This window comes from Alteribacter keqinensis, assembly GCF_003710255.1.
GTDB classification, from domain to species: domain Bacteria; phylum Bacillota; class Bacilli; order Bacillales; family Salisediminibacteriaceae; genus Alteribacter; species Alteribacter keqinensis.
Window position 1 is genome coordinate 1 of record NZ_RHIB01000001.1, and the last position, 19,688, is coordinate 19,688.

Here is a 19,688-nt window from a genome sequence, read left to right on the forward strand (position 1 = left end):
GGGATAAGTGCTGAAAGCATCTAAGCATGAAGCCCCCCTCAAGATGAGATTTCCCATTACGTTAAGTAAGTAAGATCCCTCAGAGACGATGAGGTTGATAGGTCTCATGTGGAAGCATGGCAACATGTGAAGCTGAGAGATACTAATCGATCGAGGGCTTATCCAGAAAACGATGTTGTTTCAGTCTTCTAACGAAACTCATAAAGAAGTCGAAGCTGTTATCCGGTTTTGAGAGAGCATGCCTTTCTCAATTGAATGATTTGTCCAGTGACGATAGCGAAGAGGTCACACCCGTTCCCATGCCGAACACGGAAGTTAAGCTCTTCAGCGCCGATGGTAGTTGGGGGCTCTCCCCCTGTGAGAGTAGGACGTCGCTGGGCAGATCATATTATTCCACAGTAGCTCAGTGGTAGAGCAATCGGCTGTTAACCGATCGGTCGTAGGTTCGAGTCCTACCTGTGGAGCCATATGGAGAGCTGTCCGAGAGGTCGAAGGAGCACGATTGGAAATCGTGTAGGCGGTGTAGAACCGTCTCGAGGGTTCGAATCCCTCGCTCTCCGCCATATATGGCCCGTTGGTCAAGTGGTTAAGACACCGCCCTTTCACGGCGGTAACACGGGTTCGAATCCCGTACGGGTCACCATTACTTACATAAACCACTCAAACGAAGCATGCAGCATATGAAAGTATGTGAAAGGCTTCCATAAAAGTGAAAATCACGGAGGATTAGCTCAGTTGGGAGAGCACCTGCCTTACAAGCAGGGGGTCGGCGGTTCGAGCCCGTCATCCTCCACCATTAACATTTTATCGTCGCGGGATGGAGCAACGAGCAATACATCGTTGTAACAGCTGCGAGTTGCCTCGACGCATTAACTGCGAAGCTTAAGGCTTACAGAGGAAGAGGCAGCAACTTTGAGTAGCATCGTCCGTATGCTATGTAACGTCGCGGGATGGAGCAGTCTGGTAGCTCGTCGGGCTCATAACCCGAAGGTCGGAGGTTCAAATCCTCCTCCCGCAACCAAAAAGGTCCCGTGGTGTAGCGGTTAACATGCCTGCCTGTCACGCAGGAGATCGCCGGTTCGATCCCGGTCGGGACCGCCATTAAAATGTTTGGCTCGATAGCTCAGTCGGTAGAGCAGAGGACTGAAAATCCTCGTGTCGGCGGTTCGATTCCGTCTCGAGCCACCATTTTGTCTGCTGGCCTAGCTCAATTGGTAGAGCAACTGACTTGTAATCAGTAGGTTGGGGGTTCAAGTCCTCTGGCCAGCACCACTAATAATCCTTGACGGGTTATTCATTTTTTTGTAAAATGATAATTGTCTCTTTCGGAGGGGTAGCGAAGTGGCTAAACGCGGCGGACTGTAAATCCGCTCCCTCAGGGTTCGGCGGTTCGAATCCGTCCCCCTCCACCATTTAATATAACTGGAACAATGTCTCGTGTAGGGGCATAGTTTAATGGTAGAACAGAGGTCTCCAAAACCTCCGGTGTGGGTTCAACTCCTACTGCCCCTGCCATTAGTAACCAATATTATGGCGGTCATGGCGAAGCAGGTTAACGCACCGGATTGTGGTTCCGGCATGCATGGGTTCGAATCCCATTGATCGCCCCATAACCTTTAATTTTAATAAAAATGGACGTAATTTTAGGGCTATAGCCAAGCGGTAAGGCAACGGATTTTGATTCCGTCATGCGCAGGTTCGAATCCTGCTAGCCCTGCCATTTTGCGGGAGTAGTTCAGTGGTAGAACACCACCTTGCCAAGGTGGGGGTCGCGAGTTCGAATCTCGTCTTCCGCTCCATTTTTTAAGGCGGCATAGCCAAGTGGTAAGGCATGGGTCTGCAAAACCCTGATTCCCCGGTTCGAATCCGGGTGCCGCCTCCAATTATATACTTAACTTTGTCTTTTAATGTCACGCCGGGGTGGTGGAATGGGCAGACACACAGGACTTAAAATCCTGCGGTAAGTGATTACCGTGCCGGTTCAAGTCCGGCCCTCGGCACCAGACAAGCTTATGATATGCCTTAACGATATGCCGGTGTGGCGGAATAGGCAGACGCGCACGACTCAAAATCGTGTTCCTCACGGAGTGCCGGTTCGACCCCGGCCACCGGTACCATACATACAGTAATATCAAGGCTTCTCACCATAGTGAGAGGTCTTTTTTGTTGTTTTTCCATGAGTAATAGAAGAGACATATTAATTTCAGAATGTCAGAAAAAAATTGAATTCTAATTGTAATAGATTGAAATTACCAGTATACTTATCGAAACGTTTCAATTTTCAGATTACTTTTAAGGAGGCTGCAAATGATTGAAGTTAAGGATGAATGTATAATGATTAATGGTGAAGAAGTGATTCTTTACGGAGCTGAGCTGCATTATTTCAGAGTACCTAGAGACCTTTGGAGGGAACGTATCCGGCAGGTTAAAGAAGCAGGGATAAATATGGTGAGTACCTATGTACCATGGATTTTCCATGAGTATGAGGAAGGGAATACGGATCTGACAGGGGAAACACTGCCGGAGAGAGATCTAGTATCCTTTTTAGAATTAATTAAAGAGGAAGGATTGTACTGCCTTGTCAGGCCAGGTCCCTATGTTATGGCTGAGATTGTGGATCACGGTGTACCTACATGGTTTATCGAAAACTATCCGCAGGCAGTTGCGAAAACGAAAGACGGAAAAATTCATCCAACTAGGGTTGTCAGCTACTTGCATGAGAATTACCTGGAGAAGGTAAACCTCTGGTATGACAAAGTATGTGAAGTCATTAGTCCATTTCAGGCAGACCAGGGGGGGCCTGTGATCCTGTTCCAGATTGATAATGAAGTTGGTATGTTTCATTGGGTCACAAATACAGGAGATTACAATGACGTTACGCTGCATCAGTTTGAACATTTCCTTAATAATAAATATACATTGTCAACTTTTCAGGAGAAGTTTAATACAACACACACGTCGGTATGGGAATTTCTAAAAGAAAATATTCGTGAGCCGCAGAAGATTCATAGCCACAGGCTGAGATATGATTATAGCTTGTTTATGAGAAATCACTACCGGAATTACCTTAAATATGTAAGGGATCTTGCGAAAGATAAAGGGATTACTGTTCCGTTCATTGTAAATATTCATGGTTTTCATACCATCGACCTTTTGAAACGAGGATCATTGTATCCAATTGGAATTTCCCAGCTTCTTGAAGCAGCTAAATTAGAAGGAGTGATGGTAGCAGGAGACTACTACATTGGAAACATTGAGTATGATAGTTTTATAGATATTGTACTGGCTAATGCTTTTACAAAAGCCATTCAGTGGAAGAAGCAGCCATTGTTCTCTGCAGAATTTCAAGGAGGCACTATCCCTGATAAACCAAGACTGCAGCCAACTACGTATGATTTAACGACTCGACTATGCTTTGCAAACGGGATGAATGCTGCAAATTATTACATGTTTGTGGGCGGAGAAAATTATGAAGGGATTGGCATTCTGGGACGTCGTCATGGTTGGCAGGCACCATTGACAATGCACGGCGAAAAAAAGCCACACTTTCAAAAAATTCAACACCTGGGTGAAATGTTCCGTGTATTTGAAAAGCAGCTCGCAAGCGCCAAGCAGCAAGTAAATACTCATCTTGGTTTTTACCCTGATTATTATATGACCGAATTTTATGATAAGCATACTGAACTAATGATAAAGGAAATAGAAAAGGAAAGAGATATTAACCTTTATAATGGCGCTGCCAGAGGGCTTCGCTTGAACAATATTACTTTTGATGCGATAGATATGATGGATGAGAATGAAATTGATGTGGATGATATTCCAGTATTGTGGATGTTCGCAACGAAGTGGATGGATGAATCAGTTCAGCGAAAATTAATAACCTATTTAGAAAATGGCGGTCACCTGGTTTTGTTCCCGGTGATGCCTGTAAAAACGATGAACAATGAACCTTGTTCACTGTTGAAAGATTTTATTGGAGTTAGGGTTACCGGAACAAAAGAAGGAGGGTTCGTAGATGTTTTCGGAGTAGACAATGTAAAAGTAGACGGGATGGAGTTTTATGATGTATCAGAAGGGGTTCTGGGCTGGGAAGAAAGTGATGATAAGCAAGTAATAGCTTTCGAAAAACCTATAGCAAAAGGGAAAGTAATGATGGTTGGAGTCAGTATGGAAAACGATTATGAATATAAAAATGAGATTTACCGTCAAATGGCAGCAAAAACTAATGTAAAAAGCTCCTTTTTATTAAGCGATGAAGTAGACGTGTCAGTACGTTCATTTAGTCATAAAGGCCTTTTTGTATTCTTAAATAACTTTGATGAATATGAAAAAAAGACCACCGTAAGCTACTTGGGAGAACTGCTATTTGAAGGTAATGAAATCAAGGTACCTTTTCGGGGAGGTCTGATGCTGCCAGTAAATATTCCTTTATCAGACGAGTTGCTAATTAAATATGGAACAGGGGAAATTGTGAAAATGCAACAAGGGAATGAATGGCTAACCCTTACAGTTAAAGTTGTTCAAAAAGAGGAAATTTTTGTGTTTGAATCAAAAAACTATATCCCTATGCAACAAAACGACTTGACGATAGTAGAGGGAGAATTACGCCATTCATTCAAAGTGTCGATCTCTTCCTCCCAGGAATATGAAACAGTATTATTTGTTAAACAATAATATATTCTGATTTTTCGAAAAATTTATATTGTAAGCGCATACAAACTTGTTCTATAATTAAGTCGAAACGTTTCGATATTCTTGTTGATTTAAAATTATCACAAACGGGAGGAGTTGTTGTTCTCCATAATTAATCAGGCGAGTATTTAATCAGGTTCAAATTAATAATGGAGTGTATGAGTATGACAACAATTAAAGATGTAGCTGAAAAAGCAAAGGTTGCTATTTCAACAGCTTCTTATGTTCTTAACGGTATAGATAAGGTAAGTCCGAAAACAAAAGCCAGAGTATTAAAAGCTGCTCAAGAGCTTAATTATCAAAAAAACGGATTTGCAGTTGATTTGAAGAAAACCAAAACTAATACGATTGCACTTCTTTTGGATGATTTGGCTGGTCCTTTCTATTCTGTACTGGTAAAAGGCGTACAGGACATTGTAACCGAGCATGGATATGGTCTGGTAGCCTGCAGTGCCATAGGAGGAGATCGTTCGACTGCGGTAAAGTACTTAAAAGAACGTAGAGCAGATGGGTGTATTGTTTTTGCAAATAACATTTCAGATGACCTGATAAAAAACGTCACACAACGAAATTATCCAATGGTGCTGCTGGATAGAAACCTTGACTGCACTTCCACGATCAAAGTTGAAGTGGATAACCGAGGCGGAGCCAGTGGTGCTGTTGAATATTTGATAAGTAAAGGGCATAAGGATATCGCTTATATCAGTGGTCCAAAAGAATCTTATAATAGTCAGCAGCGTTTTGAAGGTTACAGGGAAGCGTTGAAAAAACATCATATTCCTTTTCGGGATATATGGGTAATTAATGGAAAATTCACGAAAGAAGGAGGGGAGCTGGCAACAAAATTATTGCTGGCACAACAGGAAAAGCCAACAGCCGTTTTTTACGGAAATGATGAAATGGCAATTGGTGGAATGTATGCAATGAAAAAAGCAGGAATGAAACTTCCTGACGAGATGTCGGTGATCGGCTTTGATGACATTCTTGAAGCAAAGTACACAAATCCTCAGTTGACAACAATTAAACAACCTAAATATGAACTTGGTGCACTTGCCGCACATTTGATATTTAAAGTGCTGGAAAATAAGGAGTGTACTCAATCTTCCAGACTGTTTACAGAGCTATTGGAACGTGAATCAGTAAAAGACCTTTAAAAAGGACGGGGCTCTAATGTACAGAATTTACAATAGGGGGAAATGAGATGAAAAAAATTCTGGGATTATCGGTTATAGGTTTGGTAGGTGCTGCATCATTACTGGGAGCATGCTCCAATGAGACCGGTGGGGAAGAACAGACAACTCTTGAAGTATGGGCGATGGGGGAAGAAGGCAATAACCTGCCAAAGCTTTTAGAAGGTTTCACAGAAGACAACCCTGATATCAATATAGATGTACAAGCAATCCCCTGGGATCAATCTCATGAAAAACTTCTTACTGCTGTAGCTTCCGGAAATGGTCCGGATGTTCTGCAACTTGGTACAACAAGGGTTCCTGAATTTGCGGATGCAGGCATCTTATTACCTTTGGATGAGTATATGGATGAATATCCTGAGTTTGCCCCTGAAAACTTTTTTGACGGGGCAGTAGAATCTACACAGTTTGATGGAGAGACTATCGGAATTCCTTGGTATGTAGAAACAAGAGCATTATATTACCGTACTGACCTCCTGGCAGAAGCGGGTTTTGATCAAGCGCCTCAGAATTGGGATGAGTTAAAATCAGCTGCCTCCTCTTTATCAGAGGAAGACGATGTTTATGGATTCAGCATTGATATGAATGACCCAATTGTACCGGTTATTTTAGGATGGCAGAATGGGGCAGATTTTGTAGATGAAAATGGAAATGTTGATGTTCGGGATGAGGCATTTGTTGAAGGATTAGAATTTTATGTCAGTTTTTTTGAAGAGGGGATATCATCAACATCGGGACAAATGGACACGATTGAAGGGTTTAGAAATGGCGTTTTGCCGATGTTTCAAAGTGGTCCTTGGATGATTAATCTAATCAATGAACAAGCACCTGAAATTGAGGGAGACTGGGATATTGCAATGCTTCCAGGCCAGGACACAAATGCGTCTGTTATGGGAGGGTCCAATCTTAGTATCTTTCATAACTCTGAAAACGTTGATGAGTCGTTACGTTTAATTTCATATCTTTCCCAGGAAGAAACACAACTAGAGTGGTTTGATATAGTAAGCGCACTTCCATCCAATGTAGAAGCTTGGGAACATGAATCATTAAGCGACAACCCGTTTTTAGAAACTTTTGGCCAGCAGCTCACAGAAGCAAAAGCGTCACCTCAAATACAGAAATGGGACTCACTGAGCGGGGAACTGCTGAGAAGTCTTGAACGAATCATTGTTGGTGGAGCTGACTTTGACGAAGAGATTTCCAGTTTCCAAGATAAAGTAAGTGACATTATGGAAGAAGAGTAAAAAAGATAACTTCACAAACAGCGGGGAGTGTTAAAACATATAAACAATGGATGTTTATCACTCCCTTTTTGCTTTTACAGCAGCGTTGGAAAGGTGTGATTAATTTGGGAGGTTTTATAAGGTATGCCTATAAAAACCGGCATCCCTATCTTTTTATTGCTCCGGCCTTATTTATTTTAATATGCTTTAGTATTCTGCCGATTTTTGTCGCTTTCGGGATAAGCTTTACAGATATTAATTTGAGGTCATTAGCTGACTGGTCGAGAATTAATTTTGTAGGACTTGATAATTACATAAGTCTCTTTACTGATCAGGTATTTCTAATTTCCATATACAACACAGTTTTTTATGTGGTTATTGGTGTACCACTCGTTATTATTTGTTCACTTGGAATCGCTCTTTTGTTGAATTACGGTAAAAACAAACTGTATACAATGTTTAGAACCGTTTACTACATGCCGTCCATTACGAACATCGTAGCTATTGCAGTAATCTGGGGCTTTTTGTATAACACCCATTATGGCCTCTTCAATTACTTTCTTTCATTAGCGAATATTGATGCAATTCCCTGGCTGGAGCAGCCGACAATCGCAAAATTGTCATTAATTCTACTTGCTGTATGGAAAGGGATCGGAATTAATATGATTATCTTTCTTGCTGCTCTTCAAGGTATACCCAGAGAATATTATGAAGCTGCAGAAATCGACGGTGCTAACAGGTGGCAGATGCTTCGCCATATAACCATTCCACTTTTAAGCTTTGCTACTTTCTTTGTAACAATAACAACCCTGATCGGCTGGCTTCAATTTTTTGAAGAACCTTATGTTATGACAAATGGAGGACCATTGGATGGGACACTCTCCATGGCCCTGTTTATCTACAGAAACGGATTTCAATTAAGTGAAATGGGCTATGCGGCTGCGGGTTCATTCATTCTGTTTTTCGTTATCATCGTCGTCACACTTTTACAGTTTAAATTAAGAAAAGCAGAAACCGAGTATTAATACAGGAGGTAAAAAAATGCCCTCTCCGAGATATAAAAACAGTAAAATAGAAAAAACATTCGTCACTGCTCTTCTTGTATTTGGTGGAATCGTCGTTTCCATCCCGTTCATATGGATGATCCTAAGTTCGTTTAAACCAGCAAATGAAGTGTTGTCTATGCCACCTACATTTTTACCATCAAATCCAACAATTGAACATTACGTAAACTTATTTACTAACATGAATTTTGGTATTTACTTGAGAAATACCCTGGTTATTGTCTTTTTTTCCTTTGTTGGTCTCTTGTTTAATGGAATGGCAGGATATGCATTTGCAAAATTTAATTTTAAAGGGAAAGAACCGATTTTTTATATGGTGTTAGCTACTATGATGATTCCGGCTCAAGTCACGATGATTCCTGTTTACCTTATTTTAAATCAAGTAGGGTTAACGAATACGATGGCTGGTATAGTTCTCCCCGGACTGGCTGCAGCCTTTAGCATTTTTCTTTTCCGTCAGTTTATGTCTACAATTCCTTTTGATTTAATTGAAGCTGCTCGCCTTGATGGTGCTGGTGAGTTCAGAATTTTCTTCAGGCTGATCATTCCAATAGCGAAACCTGTTTTTGCCGTACAAGCCATACTTACTTTTATCGGTGCATGGAACAGCTTTTTATGGCCACTCATTATCGCAAGTGATCAGAACCTTTACACACTTTCTGTAGGGCTGGCACTTTTACAGGGGCAGCATTCGAGCAATTTTGGTCTTCAGATGGCAGGCGCGGCCTTCATGGTAGTTCCGATTCTTATTGTCTTTGCCTTTTTTCAGAAATACATCATTCAAGGATTTACGATGTCTGGATTAAAGTAATAATTGATGGAAGTTACGAGTGTAATGACAAACAAATTATCATCCCTGATACAGATGATGAATCCTTTAATACCGGCCGCCCTGTTCATGCACCAGATGCTCAGGAGCGTTATGTTTCTAAATACCTTGATATACTTAATGAACCTCTTATTCCATTTAGGTTTGGGTTGAGCTATACAACTTTTCAATATTGTATTGCAGCGATTTCCTCAGAGTTAATAACAAAAAAGGATCATGTAGAGATTTCTGTTGAGGATAAAAAAACTGGAGAAAAAGGTGGAGAAGAAACGGTTCAATTATTTATTCGGGACATTTCAGGTGAAGTAGTCCAGCCGGTAAAAGAACTCAAAGGGTTTAGAAAAACAAATCTGGCTCCTGGTGAAAAGAACAAGGTGAGCTTTACAATTACAGAATCCCAGTTACGTTATTATAACGAGGATCTAATTTATGACCAAACAGTTATAGAAGGGACAGAGCTTAATTTTGAGCTTGTTTAATAAGATAAAGATAGAGAGCTGGAATACTTGGGAAATGGCCCATTACTTCAACTTATTTTCAAAGGCTGTGTTAAAGATTATTGTAGATTTATTAAGAACGGTTTTTTCGGAAGAATTGTTGCTTTTATACAAAAAATGACCAAGACCCTTGTGGCAGGAGGGACAATGCAAGACCCCCCAGGGCACTGGAGGCCACTGAAAAAGTCAAATTACGATAATACCGTCAACACTTTGCAGCTAAAAGTGAGGTTTGACTTTTTCAGTGCCTTCTGCATAGCACTGAGGAGTCACGAACCGCCTGCGGAAAAGGAGCGGAATGAGTGTAAATCAACAACTGAGTTTAACAGAGCCTTTAATAAAAGGTACTAACTAAAATTAAAACATTTGAAAATACCTCTCCTCCTCTGTATACTCTTTATTGAAACGTTTCAATATTCTGAAATATAAACAAGGAACTTTTTATTGAAGAATGGCACTGGAAGGGAGCACCTGATGAATAAGGTTCGTTTAGGGGTTATCGGGATTGGGATGATGGGGACAGTCTATGCAAAAATGCTTTTAAACAAAGAAATAAAAGGAGCAGAACTGACTGCTGTTACCGATCAAAAAGAAGAAAAGCGTCAGTGGGCAAAGGACGCCTTTGGTGAAGATATTGATGTATTCGACAGCCCGGAATCGCTGATGAAAAGCAGGAAAGTTGATGGGGTAATTATAGCCACACCTCATTTTGAACATGCCGAACTGGCTGTAAAAGCCTTTAAAATGGACCTGCATGTTCTTTGTGAAAAACCAGCAGGCGTCTATACTAAACAAGTGAGAGAGATGAATGAGGCAGCTGCAAAGACCAAAGCTGTGTTTTCAATCATGTATAACCAGCGGACAAATCCTGTTTACAGGAAAGTAAGAGAATTAGTGTCAGCAGGAGAGCTTGGAGAGATTAAGCGGACAATTTGGATCATTGACTGGTACCGCTCGCAAAGCTATCACGATATGGGTTCATGGAGAGGGACGTGGGCCGGAGAAGGGGGAGGGGTACTGCTCAATCAGGATCCTCATCAGCTGGATTTATGGCAGTGGATAACTTCATTGACGCCTGTGAGGATAAGGGCTTTTTGCGGTTTTGGTAAGCACTATAATATTGAGGTCGAGGATGAGGTAACGGCTTATACTGAGTTTAATAACGGTGCAACAGGACTTTTTGTGACCTCCACCGGAATAGCACCGGAGACCAACCGGCTCGAAATTTATGCTGACAAAGGGAAACTGGTAGTAGAAAACAACCAGATTACGTTCTATCGAAACAGAATTCCGGAAAGACAGTTTAACAGAGAGTGGCGGGGCGGCTTTGGTACCCCGGAAAACTGGAAATGTGACATACCTGTCCACGGAAATGAAAGCGGTCACAAAGGGATTATCGAAAACTGGGTAGAGGCCATTCTGTTTGGCATAGCGCTTATAGCACCGGGGGTAGAAGGCATAAACGGATTAATGCTCTCAAATGCTATGCATTTATCTGAATGGACAGACGATTGGGTCACACTTCCAGTCGATGAAGAACTGTACTTAAAAAACCTCCGGGAAAGAATGGAAACGTCTGTTTACAAAAAGAATTGATGTTAAACAACAGTGGGAGTCCTGTATTTGTCTTTAAAACTGACTACATGTAAAAAGGAGAATATGATGAAACAAAATCTGGCTGCACAATTGTTTACGGTGAGAGACCTGCTGAGAGAAGACTATCCCGGAGTGTTACGGGAACTAAAAGATATGGGGTGGCCCGGTGTACAAATTAGCGGGCTCTTTGACTATTCTAAAGAAGAGATTGCTGCAGTCCTGAATGAAACAGGATTAAAAACTGCAGGTCTCCACGCAGGAATTGACCGGCTCAGAAACGATTTACAATCTGTTGTAGAAGAAGCAGATACCTTTCAGACAAAGGATATTATCTGTCCATATGTTCCTGAAGATTTACGACATGAAGAGGGTTACAGGAAATTAAAAGAAGATTTGAATGCAATCGCAGGTAAACTGGAAAAAGACGGATATCGTATCAGTTACCATAACCATGACTTTGAAGCACAGACACAGGTTAACGGGAAGAATGCACTTGATTTTCTGCTTGATCCGGGTGAAGGTAATAAAATCCTGGCGGAAATCGATGTGTACTGGGTAAAAAAGAGTGGGCTTGATCCGCTGGAATATGTAAAGCAATTCAAGGATCGAATGCCTATAGTCCACCTTAAAGATATGGCAGACAATACAGAGCAGTCATTCACCGAGATAGGAAACGGTATTATTGATTTTGCTCCAATTCTTCGGTGGGGAGAGCAAAATGGAATTGAATGGTTTGCTGTGGAGCAGGATACCTGTCCAGGAAACCCGTTGGAAAGTCTGGCGGTCAGCTTAAATAATCTTAATCGTATCATCGATGGTTTATAAGGGTCAAAACATTAAGATATGAAATCAACAAAATTGAGGTGAACATTTGTGAACAAAAAGTCGTGCTGTGCAGCCTCAAGAACAGGCAGAGCAGGGAGTAGAAGCAGTGAAACAAACATCAGTCATAAAACCGGTATGAGACATACAGAGCATCTTATCAGGCTGGATGGCGGAGAGTTTATGATGGGGACAGACGAAGATGGAAGGTATCCGGGAGACGGAGAAGGTCCTTCAAGGCTGGTCCGTATCAGACCTTTTGCCATCGACAGATATGCAGTTACAAATGCACATTTCCAGGAGTTTATTGAGGAAGCGTCATACGTTACGGATGCGGAGCGTTATGGCTGGTCGTTTGTTTTTCACATGCTTGTATCTGAAGAAGTTAAAGAAAGGGTTATCAACAGTGTTGCACAAACCCCTTGGTGGTTAGTCGTAAACGGGGCGAAATGGGATTGCCCGGAAGGACCGGATTCCACCATTTCCAATCGTATGGATCACCCCGTCATCCATGTTTCCTGGAACGATGCCATCGCATACTGTAACTGGTCAGGCAAGCGGCTTCCTACAGAAGCAGAATGGGAGTATGCTGCAAAAGGAGGTTTGACAGATTCCATGTATCCATGGGGGAATCAACTTCTTGTTGAAGGCGAGCACCATTGTAACATTTGGCAGGGGGATTTTCCTTCCGTGAATACTGGTGAGGACGGGTTTGTGTCCACTGCTCCCGTAAACGCTTTTTTCCCTAATGGATACGGGCTTTACAATACGGTTGGAAACGTATGGGAATGGTGCGGTGACTGGTTTACCAAAAAGCATAAAAAAAAGCCCGTTCATGAAAATCCAAAGGGCCCGGTAAGAGGCTCTTCAAAAGTTATGAAAGGTGGTTCCTACCTTTGCCATGATTCTTACTGTAACCGGTACCGGGTTGCTGCAAGAACCTCAAATACCCCGGATAGTTCAACAGGCAATATCGGTTTTCGATGTGCCGTTGATCTGGAATAGGAAAACAAAGCGACACTTATTACACAGGTGTCGTTTTTTGTATGCGATTAAAAGGGTTTTAGATCTTTTTTCTGATTTTTCGTAAAACTGTATTGTAATCGTTTTCAAAATACATTATAATCAAATCATTGAAACGTTTCAATAGTAAAGATTGTTGTTACGTAACCAGACAAAAGAGGAATGAAGAAAAATTGCCAACGTTAAAAGATGTCGCCAAAAAAGCGAATGTAAGTGTGACAACGGCGTCTTACGCTATTAATGGGAATGAACTTATTCCAAAAGAGACCAGGGATAAAGTACTGACTGCTGCAAAAGAAATAGGATACCGCCCAAACGGAATTGCCAAAAACCTGAAAAAAAGCAAAAGCGAGCTTATTGGCGTCTTTTTGAGCGGATTTAAAGGCCCTTTCTTTAACGAAATGCTGGAAGGGGTTCAGGATGAAGTCGTTAAAAGAGGGTATGAGATGGTGGTTTGTGCTTCCAATGAAAAGCACCGGTTGTTGGTTGAACACTATGTAGATGGTGCCATTATTTTAAATTATCACCTGAGTAATGAGTTAATTGATTCTTTGGCCGGGGCGAAAATGCCGATGGTCGTTCTGGATCGTGAAATTGATAACCCTTTTATTAAGAACATCGTACTTCAGAATGAAATGGGTATGGAACTTGCAGTAAGCCATCTTATGGAAAAAGGCCATGAACGTATCGGTTTTATAGGAGGACCCGAAGACTCCTATGACGGGGAAAAACGGATGAAGGGATACCTTAAATCTCTTGTCAGTCATACCCTGCCTGTTAATGAGAGAGATATCCTCCGGGGGCTGTTTACTGAAGAGAGTGGATATGGCGTCATGGATAAATACCTCAGTCATTTTCAAAAAGATATTCCGACAGCCTTTATCTGTGCCAACGATGAAATGGCAATGGGAGCAATTAGAGCACTTCAAAACTCAGGGCTGAACGTACCTGAAGATGTTGCCATCATCGGTTTCGATGATATCGAAGTTGCCAAATTTTTTACACCGCCTCTATCTACGGTCCGTGTACACAAAAAAACCTGGGGGAAAACAGCAGCAGATGTGCTGTTTAAAATGCTGAACCAAGAAACAGAATCTGAAACAACAGAAATTACAGTTGAACTGATTTCCCGCTCTTCAAGTTAATAACTCTTCTTCTACATGATAAAAGCGCAGAGGGAGAATGCTGCAGCCAAACCTGGTTATGAGATTGAGACGTCTGCTTCTCTGTTCATTTAAACAGAGAGGAGACGGTTCACTACAGTGTTTTATTGAAACGATTCAATAAAATGTAAGCCGATGTTTTTTACCTTCATTGTTTATATAAATTAATTGATCAGAGAGGGGATTAAATGATGAACAGGTGCCGGCATGGACCGATAGAGTAGTCAAAAGTTGAGGGGATGCTTGTTGTCAGAAAACGGTTTAAATGCTTAATCAGTTTAATGAGTTCAAAAGTTAAAAATTTGATTTTACAGGGGAGTGTTTAGGTTGAAGAAATGGAGCACAATGTTATCTGTATGTTCGTTAGGGTTGATTCTGGCTGCCTGCAATAATGATGCAGGGACCGATGAAGAAGGAAATGAAGGGGACGAAGCGAGTGAGAATCAGGAAGAAGTAACAATAAGTGTTGCAAGCTGGAGATTTGGTAATGAAGGTGAAGAAACCCTTGAACGGTCAATGGTTGAAGCGTTTATGGAAGACTACCCTCATATTACCGTTGAAATTGATGAGTCGATTGGTGATCCGTGGAATGATTCTCTTTCTGCAGCAGCAAGTGCAAGTGCTATGCCGGATGTGTTTGAACTGAGTGAGGTTCCGATCGCTCTTGCAAATGACTGGCTTCTTTCACTGGATGAGGTAGTTGAAGGAGACGAAGACTTTGATAACATCAACGAAGCAGTAAAAGAACAGCTCTATTATGAAGATACTGTTTATTCACTGCCTTCAGGCCAGCACCTTCTCGGCTACTTTGTAAATAAAGATCTGTACGAGGAGGGAAATCTGAATGTGCCTGAATACGGGATGTCTATTGATGATTTCTCAAATGCCGTGCGTGATGTCACTGACATTAACAGCGGACAGGTCGGCTTAAATCAACCATTTTCCATTATTGAGTGGTATCCGGTATCGGCGAATGATGACATGGGTGTGTTTACGTATCAGGACGGAGAGCTGAACCTTGACAGTAATGAGTTCATCAGCGGTGTTAATCTGGCAAACAGTCTTGTAACAAACAATTATGTATACGAATCGTTAACAGAGGAACAAAAAGGAAACTTTAACGGCGAAGATGGCAATGAAGTGTGGTTCCAAAGTGAAATGGGACTCAGATGGGATGGAACATGGGTGTTATCTTTCTTTGATGAATCTGATTTTGATTGGGACTTTGTAGGGATCCCAGGAGGAAAGGCATTTTCTGTAAACGATTTCATGGGAATCTCTCAATCAACCGAGCATCCTGAGGAAGCGTACTTATTCACAAAATACATGACGTTTGGTAAGGAAGGATTTTTAAAGCGATTAGATCTCGTAGATGAGCAGGACTTCACACTAAATACCCTGCCGATCACAACAGATCAGGAAATCCTTGATGCATTCTTTGAAAGGTTGGACGTGCCTGGTATTTTAGAAGCCTATGAAGATATTGAAAATGGCGTGGCTAACCTGCCAAAAATAGTACCAGGATATACTGCAGCCAGATGGAATGCCCCAACAGGAGTCTCTGTAGGTGAGGAGTCCAATGCAACAATCGGGCAGTTGATTGACGCAGCTGTCAACGGCGAAGTCAACATTGAAAACTACAGTTCCCAGTTGAACGATCTGGCGAATCAGCAAATCCAGGAAGGCATAGACTCGATTGACTAATATTGATTTGAGGTTGAGGAGGTAATGGTATGAAATCTAAGATTTTGTTTGGGTCGCTGCTTTTACTTCTATTGCTGCCACACACGATTATTGAAGCTGATACTGATGAGGATCTTTTAACTCAATCGACCGAACAAGTCATAGAACCTCGTTATCGTATTGTCCTCAACGAGTGGGAGAATATGGATCTGGATGGCACTGCTCCTTTTGAGCGTGCTGTCCCTCCTTCTTCTTTTGAACAAGCTGATGACCTTCAGCTCCTGCCTGAATCAGATAGTTTCGGGTACGACGATCGTGTTCTCTATTGGCATAATAATGAGACAGTAGAGTTTGAGGTAGAGGTGGACCAGACGGGGCTGTATGAAATTGGCTTTGATTACTATCCCCTTGGTGAGATGATTATGCCAATAGAGGGTGCAATCCAGGTAAATGGCGAATTCCCATTTTTTGAAAGCAGGCGAATTGTTTTTCCTGTAAACTGGGAAAATGAATCAGATGAATTTGAAGCAGACCGTTTCGGTAATGATATTATTCCCGGGCAGGATCCGATTCAAAGCTGGGAGCAATTAAAAGTGGAAGATTCAAACCACCTGCATTCACGGTCTCTGCAATATTACTTGGAAGAAGGCACGAATACGATTTCCCTGAGTAACTTAAGAGGGGAACTTCTAATTGGGAATGCCTATATCACTTCCCCGGAAGAGGTATTGGAATATGAGGAATATATCAGTCAGACTGATGGCAGTGAAGTGATTGACAGCCTCCATGTTTATGAAGCCGAGTATCCTTCCTACAAAAACAGTTCATATGTGAGACCTGTTGCCACTCATGACCCTTCTGCAGTTCCATATGATTCGAGAAATCTTCTTCTTAATACATTCGGTGGTGAGTCCTGGACGGAATCGGGGCAGTCTGCTACATGGGAAATTACAGTGGAGGAGTCAGGCTTTTACTACTTGTCATTAAAAGCACTCCAAAACCACTCGTCCGGAGCACCGGTTTTTCGCACCATTTACATAAACGGTTCGTTACCGTTTGAAGAAGCAGAGCAGTACAGGTTCAGAAACAGCTCAAGCTGGTACAACGAGACGATCGGTGATGAAGCTGGAGAGCCGTACTTGTTTTATTTAGATGAGGGGACAAACACGGTAACGCTGATTGCGGATGCCTCACCGGTTGAAAGAGTCCTGTTTACTATTGATGAAGTTATGAGCGGGATGGAAGAGCTTTCACTGTCCATTCGAAAATTAACAGGTAACCAGCTGGATGCGAACAGAGACTGGAATTTGAGTGAGTACATTGAAGGTGTGGATGACCTTCTCCTCGAATGGGCGGATATGCTGGAGGATGAAGCAGATTACCTAGGGGGGCTGACTACAGGTGATGATTCAACGGACATTGTCACCCTTCAAATCGCAGCTGACAGATTGCGGACGCTTGCAAAAAACCCTGATGAAATACCAGGGAGATTGACAGAACTCTCAGAAGGTTCGAACTCTGTAGCACAGCTTCTGGGAAATTTAATTATGGAAGTGCAGGAACAGCCGCTTCTTTTGGACCGGATTTATGTTCACGGAGAAGAGACTCTGCCTGATCCTGAAGCAGGAATGTGGACAAAGTTTACTAGCTCCGTGACACGATTCTTTCAATCTTTCACAAGCGAGAACCTGGCCACAACCAATGTAGAGGATGATGTCGTAGACGTTTGGATCAACCGTCCAAGACAATATGTGGATTTATTACAAAATATGCTTGACCAGAACTTCACCCCGGAAACGGGCATTGAGGTAAAGCTGTCGATTATGCCTGAAGAGCAGAAGCTCGTCTTAGCAAGCGCTGCGAATACACAACCGGATCTCGCTCTGGGGATCAGTAACTGGTTGCCGTATGAACTGGCCATCCGGGGAGCAGCCGTCGATTTAAGAGAGTTTGATGATTTCAATGAAGTAGGAAACCAGTTTGCACCTGGTGCTTTTCTGCCGTTGATTGTAGATGACGGCATCTACGGACTCCCGGAAACGCAGGACTTCTTTGTTCAGTATTATCGGAGAGACATTATGAATTACCTTGACATCCCCATTCCTGATACCTGGAATGATGTCGTAAGCATCTTACCGGAGCTTCAGCGATACGGGCTGAACTACTATACTCCGATTGCCGGTGCGGTTGCATTCAAACCTTTTCAGACTACCGCTCCTTATATTTATCAGTTCGGAGGAGATCTGTATCAGGAAGACGGTATTGGCGCAGCCATAGATAGCGAGGATGCTTTAAGAGGGATTCAGTTTATGACAGATTTAAATACCATCTACAGTGCACCGTTGCAGGTGCCGAACTTTTACAATCATTTCAGGTATTCGACTCTGCCTATCGGAATCGGGTCATTCTCGGAATATGTTCAGCTGACGGCCGCAGCCCCAGAAATTTCCGGATGGTGGGATATCTCACCTCACCCGGGAGTGGAGGAGGAAGATGGATCGGTTACACGCTGGTCTACAGGCTCTGCCCAGACATCAATGGTGTTTGATGGAAGCGGAAAAACAGATGAAGCATGGGAAGTACTGAAATGGTGGATGGACACAGAAACACAGACAGAATTTGCTAACAGCCTGTTAACCCTGTACGGTCCTGAATACATGTGGAACACAGCCAACCTTGATTCTTTTGCACAATTACCATGGCCTGAGGAGCATAAAGAAACCATTTTGGAACAATGGGAGCACTTAAGAGAAGTTCCAAAAACGCCTTATGCTTATATGGTAGAGCGGGAGATTAGTAATGTTTGGAATAAAGTGGTCTTTGAGGGTGAGAATGCCCGTTCAGCCGTAGATGATTCAATGGTCACCATTGACAGGGAAATGCGCAGGAAACTTGAGGAATTCGGATATATGGAAAACGGAAGGGTTGTCAGACCTTACACGATTCCGACAATTGACATGGTGGAAGGGTGGCTGGAATCAGATGGCTAACAACAAACAGCATTTGAGTACGACAGTATTTCTGGCACCTTATTATATTATGTTCTTTACCTTTATCATACTGCCGGTAGCAGCGGCAGTTGCCTTATCATTCACTTATTTTAATGCAATAGAAATGCCGACATTCATCGGTCTTGCAAACTATGTAAATGTGATTACGCAGGATGGGGTATTTATGCGCTACGTCTTGCCCAACACACTTACATTCGCTTTTATTGTCGGACCGGGAGGATATATTCTTTCTTTCCTCCTTGCGTGGATGCTCGCTCAAATTTCAAAGGTCCCCAGGACAATTCTTGCGTTAATCATTTATTCTCCTTCCATGACAGCAGGGATTGCAATGGCAGTGGTCTGGAAGATTATCTTCAGCGGGGACCAGGTCGGTTATTTAAATAACATGCTCATTACACTTGGCGTGATTCTGGAGCCGATCCAGTTCCTCCAGTCACCGGAACATTTAATGACGATCATGATTCTGGTTACCCTCTGGGGCAGCATGGGTGTAGGGTTCCTGGCCATGCTGTCAGGGGTTCTGAACATTAACAAGGAAATATATGAAGCGGGCTATATTGATGGGATCAGCAATCGTTTTCAGGAGATCATTTACATCACAATCCCTTCAATGAAACCGCAAATGCTTTTTGGGGCGGTAATGGCTGTTGTAGGAACATTTCAGGCCGGAGCCATTGGTGTTGAACTTTCCGGAGCCAATCCAACGCCTCAATATTCCGGGCAGCTTATGGTAAACCACCTTGAAGATTTCGGGTTTATACGTTATGAGATGGGTTATGCAGCGGCAATATCAGTACTGCTTCTTCTTTTCATTTACCTTTTCTCCAAAATTGCCTGGAGATTATTCGGGGAGAAAGATTAACGGCCTCACAGAGTACGTGCAGTTATGAAAATA

Annotated in this window: 12 protein-coding genes, 16 tRNA genes, 2 rRNA genes and 1 pseudogene; all 31 read left to right on the plus strand. The window is 42.4% G+C overall.

Annotation, left to right across the window (positions count from 1 at the left end; translation table 11 throughout):
- Positions 1 to 166 (plus strand): 23S ribosomal RNA (locus EBO34_RS00005); the annotation flags it as partial.
- A 97-nt stretch (positions 167 to 263) separates the two neighbouring features.
- A 5S ribosomal RNA gene (gene rrf / locus EBO34_RS00010) occupies positions 264 to 380 on the plus strand.
- A gap of 12 nt (positions 381 to 392) precedes the next feature.
- Positions 393 to 467 (plus strand) — tRNA-Asn (locus EBO34_RS00015).
- Positions 468 to 470: 3 nt separating this feature from the next.
- Positions 471 to 563, plus strand: a tRNA-Ser gene (locus EBO34_RS00020).
- Between the two features lie 5 nt (positions 564 to 568).
- A tRNA-Glu gene (locus EBO34_RS00025) sits at positions 569 to 643 on the plus strand.
- A 77-nt stretch (positions 644 to 720) separates the two neighbouring features.
- Positions 721 to 796, plus strand: a tRNA-Val gene (locus tag EBO34_RS00030).
- Between the two features lie 148 nt (positions 797 to 944).
- A tRNA-Met gene (locus tag EBO34_RS00035) sits at positions 945 to 1,021 on the plus strand.
- 4 nt (positions 1,022 to 1,025) lie between these two features.
- A tRNA-Asp gene (locus EBO34_RS00040) sits at positions 1,026 to 1,101 on the plus strand.
- An 11-nt stretch (positions 1,102 to 1,112) separates the two neighbouring features.
- Positions 1,113 to 1,188: transfer RNA gene (locus EBO34_RS00045), tRNA-Phe, on the plus strand.
- 8 nt (positions 1,189 to 1,196) lie between these two features.
- Positions 1,197 to 1,272: transfer RNA gene (locus tag EBO34_RS00050), tRNA-Thr, on the plus strand.
- Positions 1,273 to 1,327: 55 nt separating this feature from the next.
- Positions 1,328 to 1,412 (plus strand) — tRNA-Tyr (locus EBO34_RS00055).
- A gap of 29 nt (positions 1,413 to 1,441) precedes the next feature.
- Positions 1,442 to 1,515: transfer RNA gene (locus EBO34_RS00060), tRNA-Trp, on the plus strand.
- Between the two features lie 18 nt (positions 1,516 to 1,533).
- Positions 1,534 to 1,610: transfer RNA gene (locus EBO34_RS00065), tRNA-His, on the plus strand.
- 35 nt (positions 1,611 to 1,645) lie between these two features.
- A tRNA-Gln gene (locus tag EBO34_RS00070) sits at positions 1,646 to 1,720 on the plus strand.
- A gap of 4 nt (positions 1,721 to 1,724) precedes the next feature.
- A tRNA-Gly gene (locus EBO34_RS00075) sits at positions 1,725 to 1,799 on the plus strand.
- Positions 1,800 to 1,807: 8 nt separating this feature from the next.
- A tRNA-Cys gene (locus tag EBO34_RS00080) sits at positions 1,808 to 1,882 on the plus strand.
- A 32-nt stretch (positions 1,883 to 1,914) separates the two neighbouring features.
- Positions 1,915 to 2,003 (plus strand) — tRNA-Leu (locus EBO34_RS00085).
- Positions 2,004 to 2,032: 29 nt separating this feature from the next.
- Positions 2,033 to 2,117: transfer RNA gene (locus tag EBO34_RS00090), tRNA-Leu, on the plus strand.
- Positions 2,118 to 2,307: 190 nt separating this feature from the next.
- Positions 2,308 to 4,674, plus strand: a complete 2,367-nt coding sequence (locus EBO34_RS00095; RefSeq protein ID WP_122895942.1) for a beta-galactosidase — start codon at positions 2,308 to 2,310, stop codon at positions 4,672 to 4,674.
- A gap of 182 nt (positions 4,675 to 4,856) precedes the next feature.
- Complete coding sequence (locus EBO34_RS00100) at positions 4,857 to 5,846, plus strand: LacI family DNA-binding transcriptional regulator (RefSeq protein WP_122895943.1); 990 nt, start codon at positions 4,857 to 4,859, stop codon at positions 5,844 to 5,846.
- A gap of 47 nt (positions 5,847 to 5,893) precedes the next feature.
- Positions 5,894 to 7,126 carry a sugar ABC transporter substrate-binding protein gene (locus EBO34_RS00105; protein WP_122895944.1) on the plus strand — a complete coding sequence of 411 codons (1,233 nt, stop codon included), beginning with the start codon at positions 5,894 to 5,896 and terminating at the stop codon, positions 7,124 to 7,126.
- Between the two features lie 116 nt (positions 7,127 to 7,242).
- Positions 7,243 to 8,130 (plus strand): carbohydrate ABC transporter permease, encoded by an 888-nt coding sequence (locus tag EBO34_RS00110; protein ID WP_429699426.1) that lies wholly within the window; start codon positions 7,243 to 7,245, stop codon positions 8,128 to 8,130.
- A 16-nt stretch (positions 8,131 to 8,146) separates the two neighbouring features.
- Entirely contained in the window at positions 8,147 to 8,980 is an 834-nt protein-coding gene (locus tag EBO34_RS00115) for a carbohydrate ABC transporter permease (RefSeq protein WP_122895946.1), read from the plus strand.
- A gap of 65 nt (positions 8,981 to 9,045) precedes the next feature.
- Positions 9,046 to 9,423 (plus strand): annotated as a pseudogene (locus EBO34_RS20865) (fibronectin type III-like domain-contianing protein); the annotation flags it as partial.
- 546 nt (positions 9,424 to 9,969) lie between these two features.
- Complete coding sequence (locus EBO34_RS00130; protein ID WP_122895949.1) at positions 9,970 to 11,091, plus strand: Gfo/Idh/MocA family protein; 1,122 nt, start codon at positions 9,970 to 9,972, stop codon at positions 11,089 to 11,091.
- Between the two features lie 66 nt (positions 11,092 to 11,157).
- Positions 11,158 to 11,916: a sugar phosphate isomerase/epimerase family protein gene (locus tag EBO34_RS00135; RefSeq protein ID WP_122895950.1), complete on the plus strand. Its 759-nt coding sequence runs from the start codon at positions 11,158 to 11,160 to the stop codon at positions 11,914 to 11,916.
- 48 nt (positions 11,917 to 11,964) lie between these two features.
- Positions 11,965 to 12,918, plus strand: a complete 954-nt coding sequence (locus EBO34_RS00140) for a formylglycine-generating enzyme family protein (RefSeq protein ID WP_429699408.1) — start codon at positions 11,965 to 11,967, stop codon at positions 12,916 to 12,918.
- A 191-nt stretch (positions 12,919 to 13,109) separates the two neighbouring features.
- Entirely contained in the window at positions 13,110 to 14,081 is a 972-nt protein-coding gene (locus EBO34_RS00145; protein ID WP_142996752.1) for a LacI family DNA-binding transcriptional regulator, read from the plus strand.
- 345 nt (positions 14,082 to 14,426) lie between these two features.
- Positions 14,427 to 15,803, plus strand: a complete 1,377-nt coding sequence (locus tag EBO34_RS00150; protein WP_122895952.1) for an ABC transporter substrate-binding protein — start codon at positions 14,427 to 14,429, stop codon at positions 15,801 to 15,803.
- A gap of 29 nt (positions 15,804 to 15,832) precedes the next feature.
- Positions 15,833 to 18,772 carry an extracellular solute-binding protein gene (locus EBO34_RS00155; RefSeq protein WP_249413958.1) on the plus strand — a complete coding sequence of 980 codons (2,940 nt, stop codon included), beginning with the start codon at positions 15,833 to 15,835 and terminating at the stop codon, positions 18,770 to 18,772.
- Positions 18,765 to 19,655 carry a carbohydrate ABC transporter permease gene (locus EBO34_RS00160; RefSeq protein WP_122895953.1) on the plus strand — a complete coding sequence of 297 codons (891 nt, stop codon included), beginning with the start codon at positions 18,765 to 18,767 and terminating at the stop codon, positions 19,653 to 19,655. Before EBO34_RS00155 ends, EBO34_RS00160 begins: the two co-directional genes overlap by 8 nt.
- The last annotated feature ends 33 nt before the right edge of the window (positions 19,656 to 19,688 follow it).

What these genes read in the sequence shown, in the direction of transcription:
- EBO34_RS00095 (WP_122895942.1), top strand. Translation starts at nt 2,308, where the DNA reads ATGATTGAAGTTAAGGATGAATGTATAATGATTAATGGTGAAGAAGTG.
- EBO34_RS00100 (WP_122895943.1), top strand. Translation starts at nt 4,857, where the DNA reads ATGACAACAATTAAAGATGTAGCTGAAAAAGCAAAGGTTGCTATTTCA.
- EBO34_RS00105 (WP_122895944.1), top strand. Translation starts at nt 5,894, where the DNA reads ATGAAAAAAATTCTGGGATTATCGGTTATAGGTTTGGTAGGTGCTGCA.
- EBO34_RS00115 (WP_122895946.1), top strand. Translation starts at nt 8,147, where the DNA reads ATGCCCTCTCCGAGATATAAAAACAGTAAAATAGAAAAAACATTCGTC.
- EBO34_RS00130 (WP_122895949.1), top strand. Translation starts at nt 9,970, where the DNA reads ATGAATAAGGTTCGTTTAGGGGTTATCGGGATTGGGATGATGGGGACA.
- EBO34_RS00135 (WP_122895950.1), top strand. Translation starts at nt 11,158, where the DNA reads ATGAAACAAAATCTGGCTGCACAATTGTTTACGGTGAGAGACCTGCTG.
- EBO34_RS00155 (WP_249413958.1), top strand. Translation starts at nt 15,833, where the DNA reads ATGAAATCTAAGATTTTGTTTGGGTCGCTGCTTTTACTTCTATTGCTG.
- EBO34_RS00160 (WP_122895953.1), top strand. Translation starts at nt 18,765, where the DNA reads ATGGCTAACAACAAACAGCATTTGAGTACGACAGTATTTCTGGCACCT.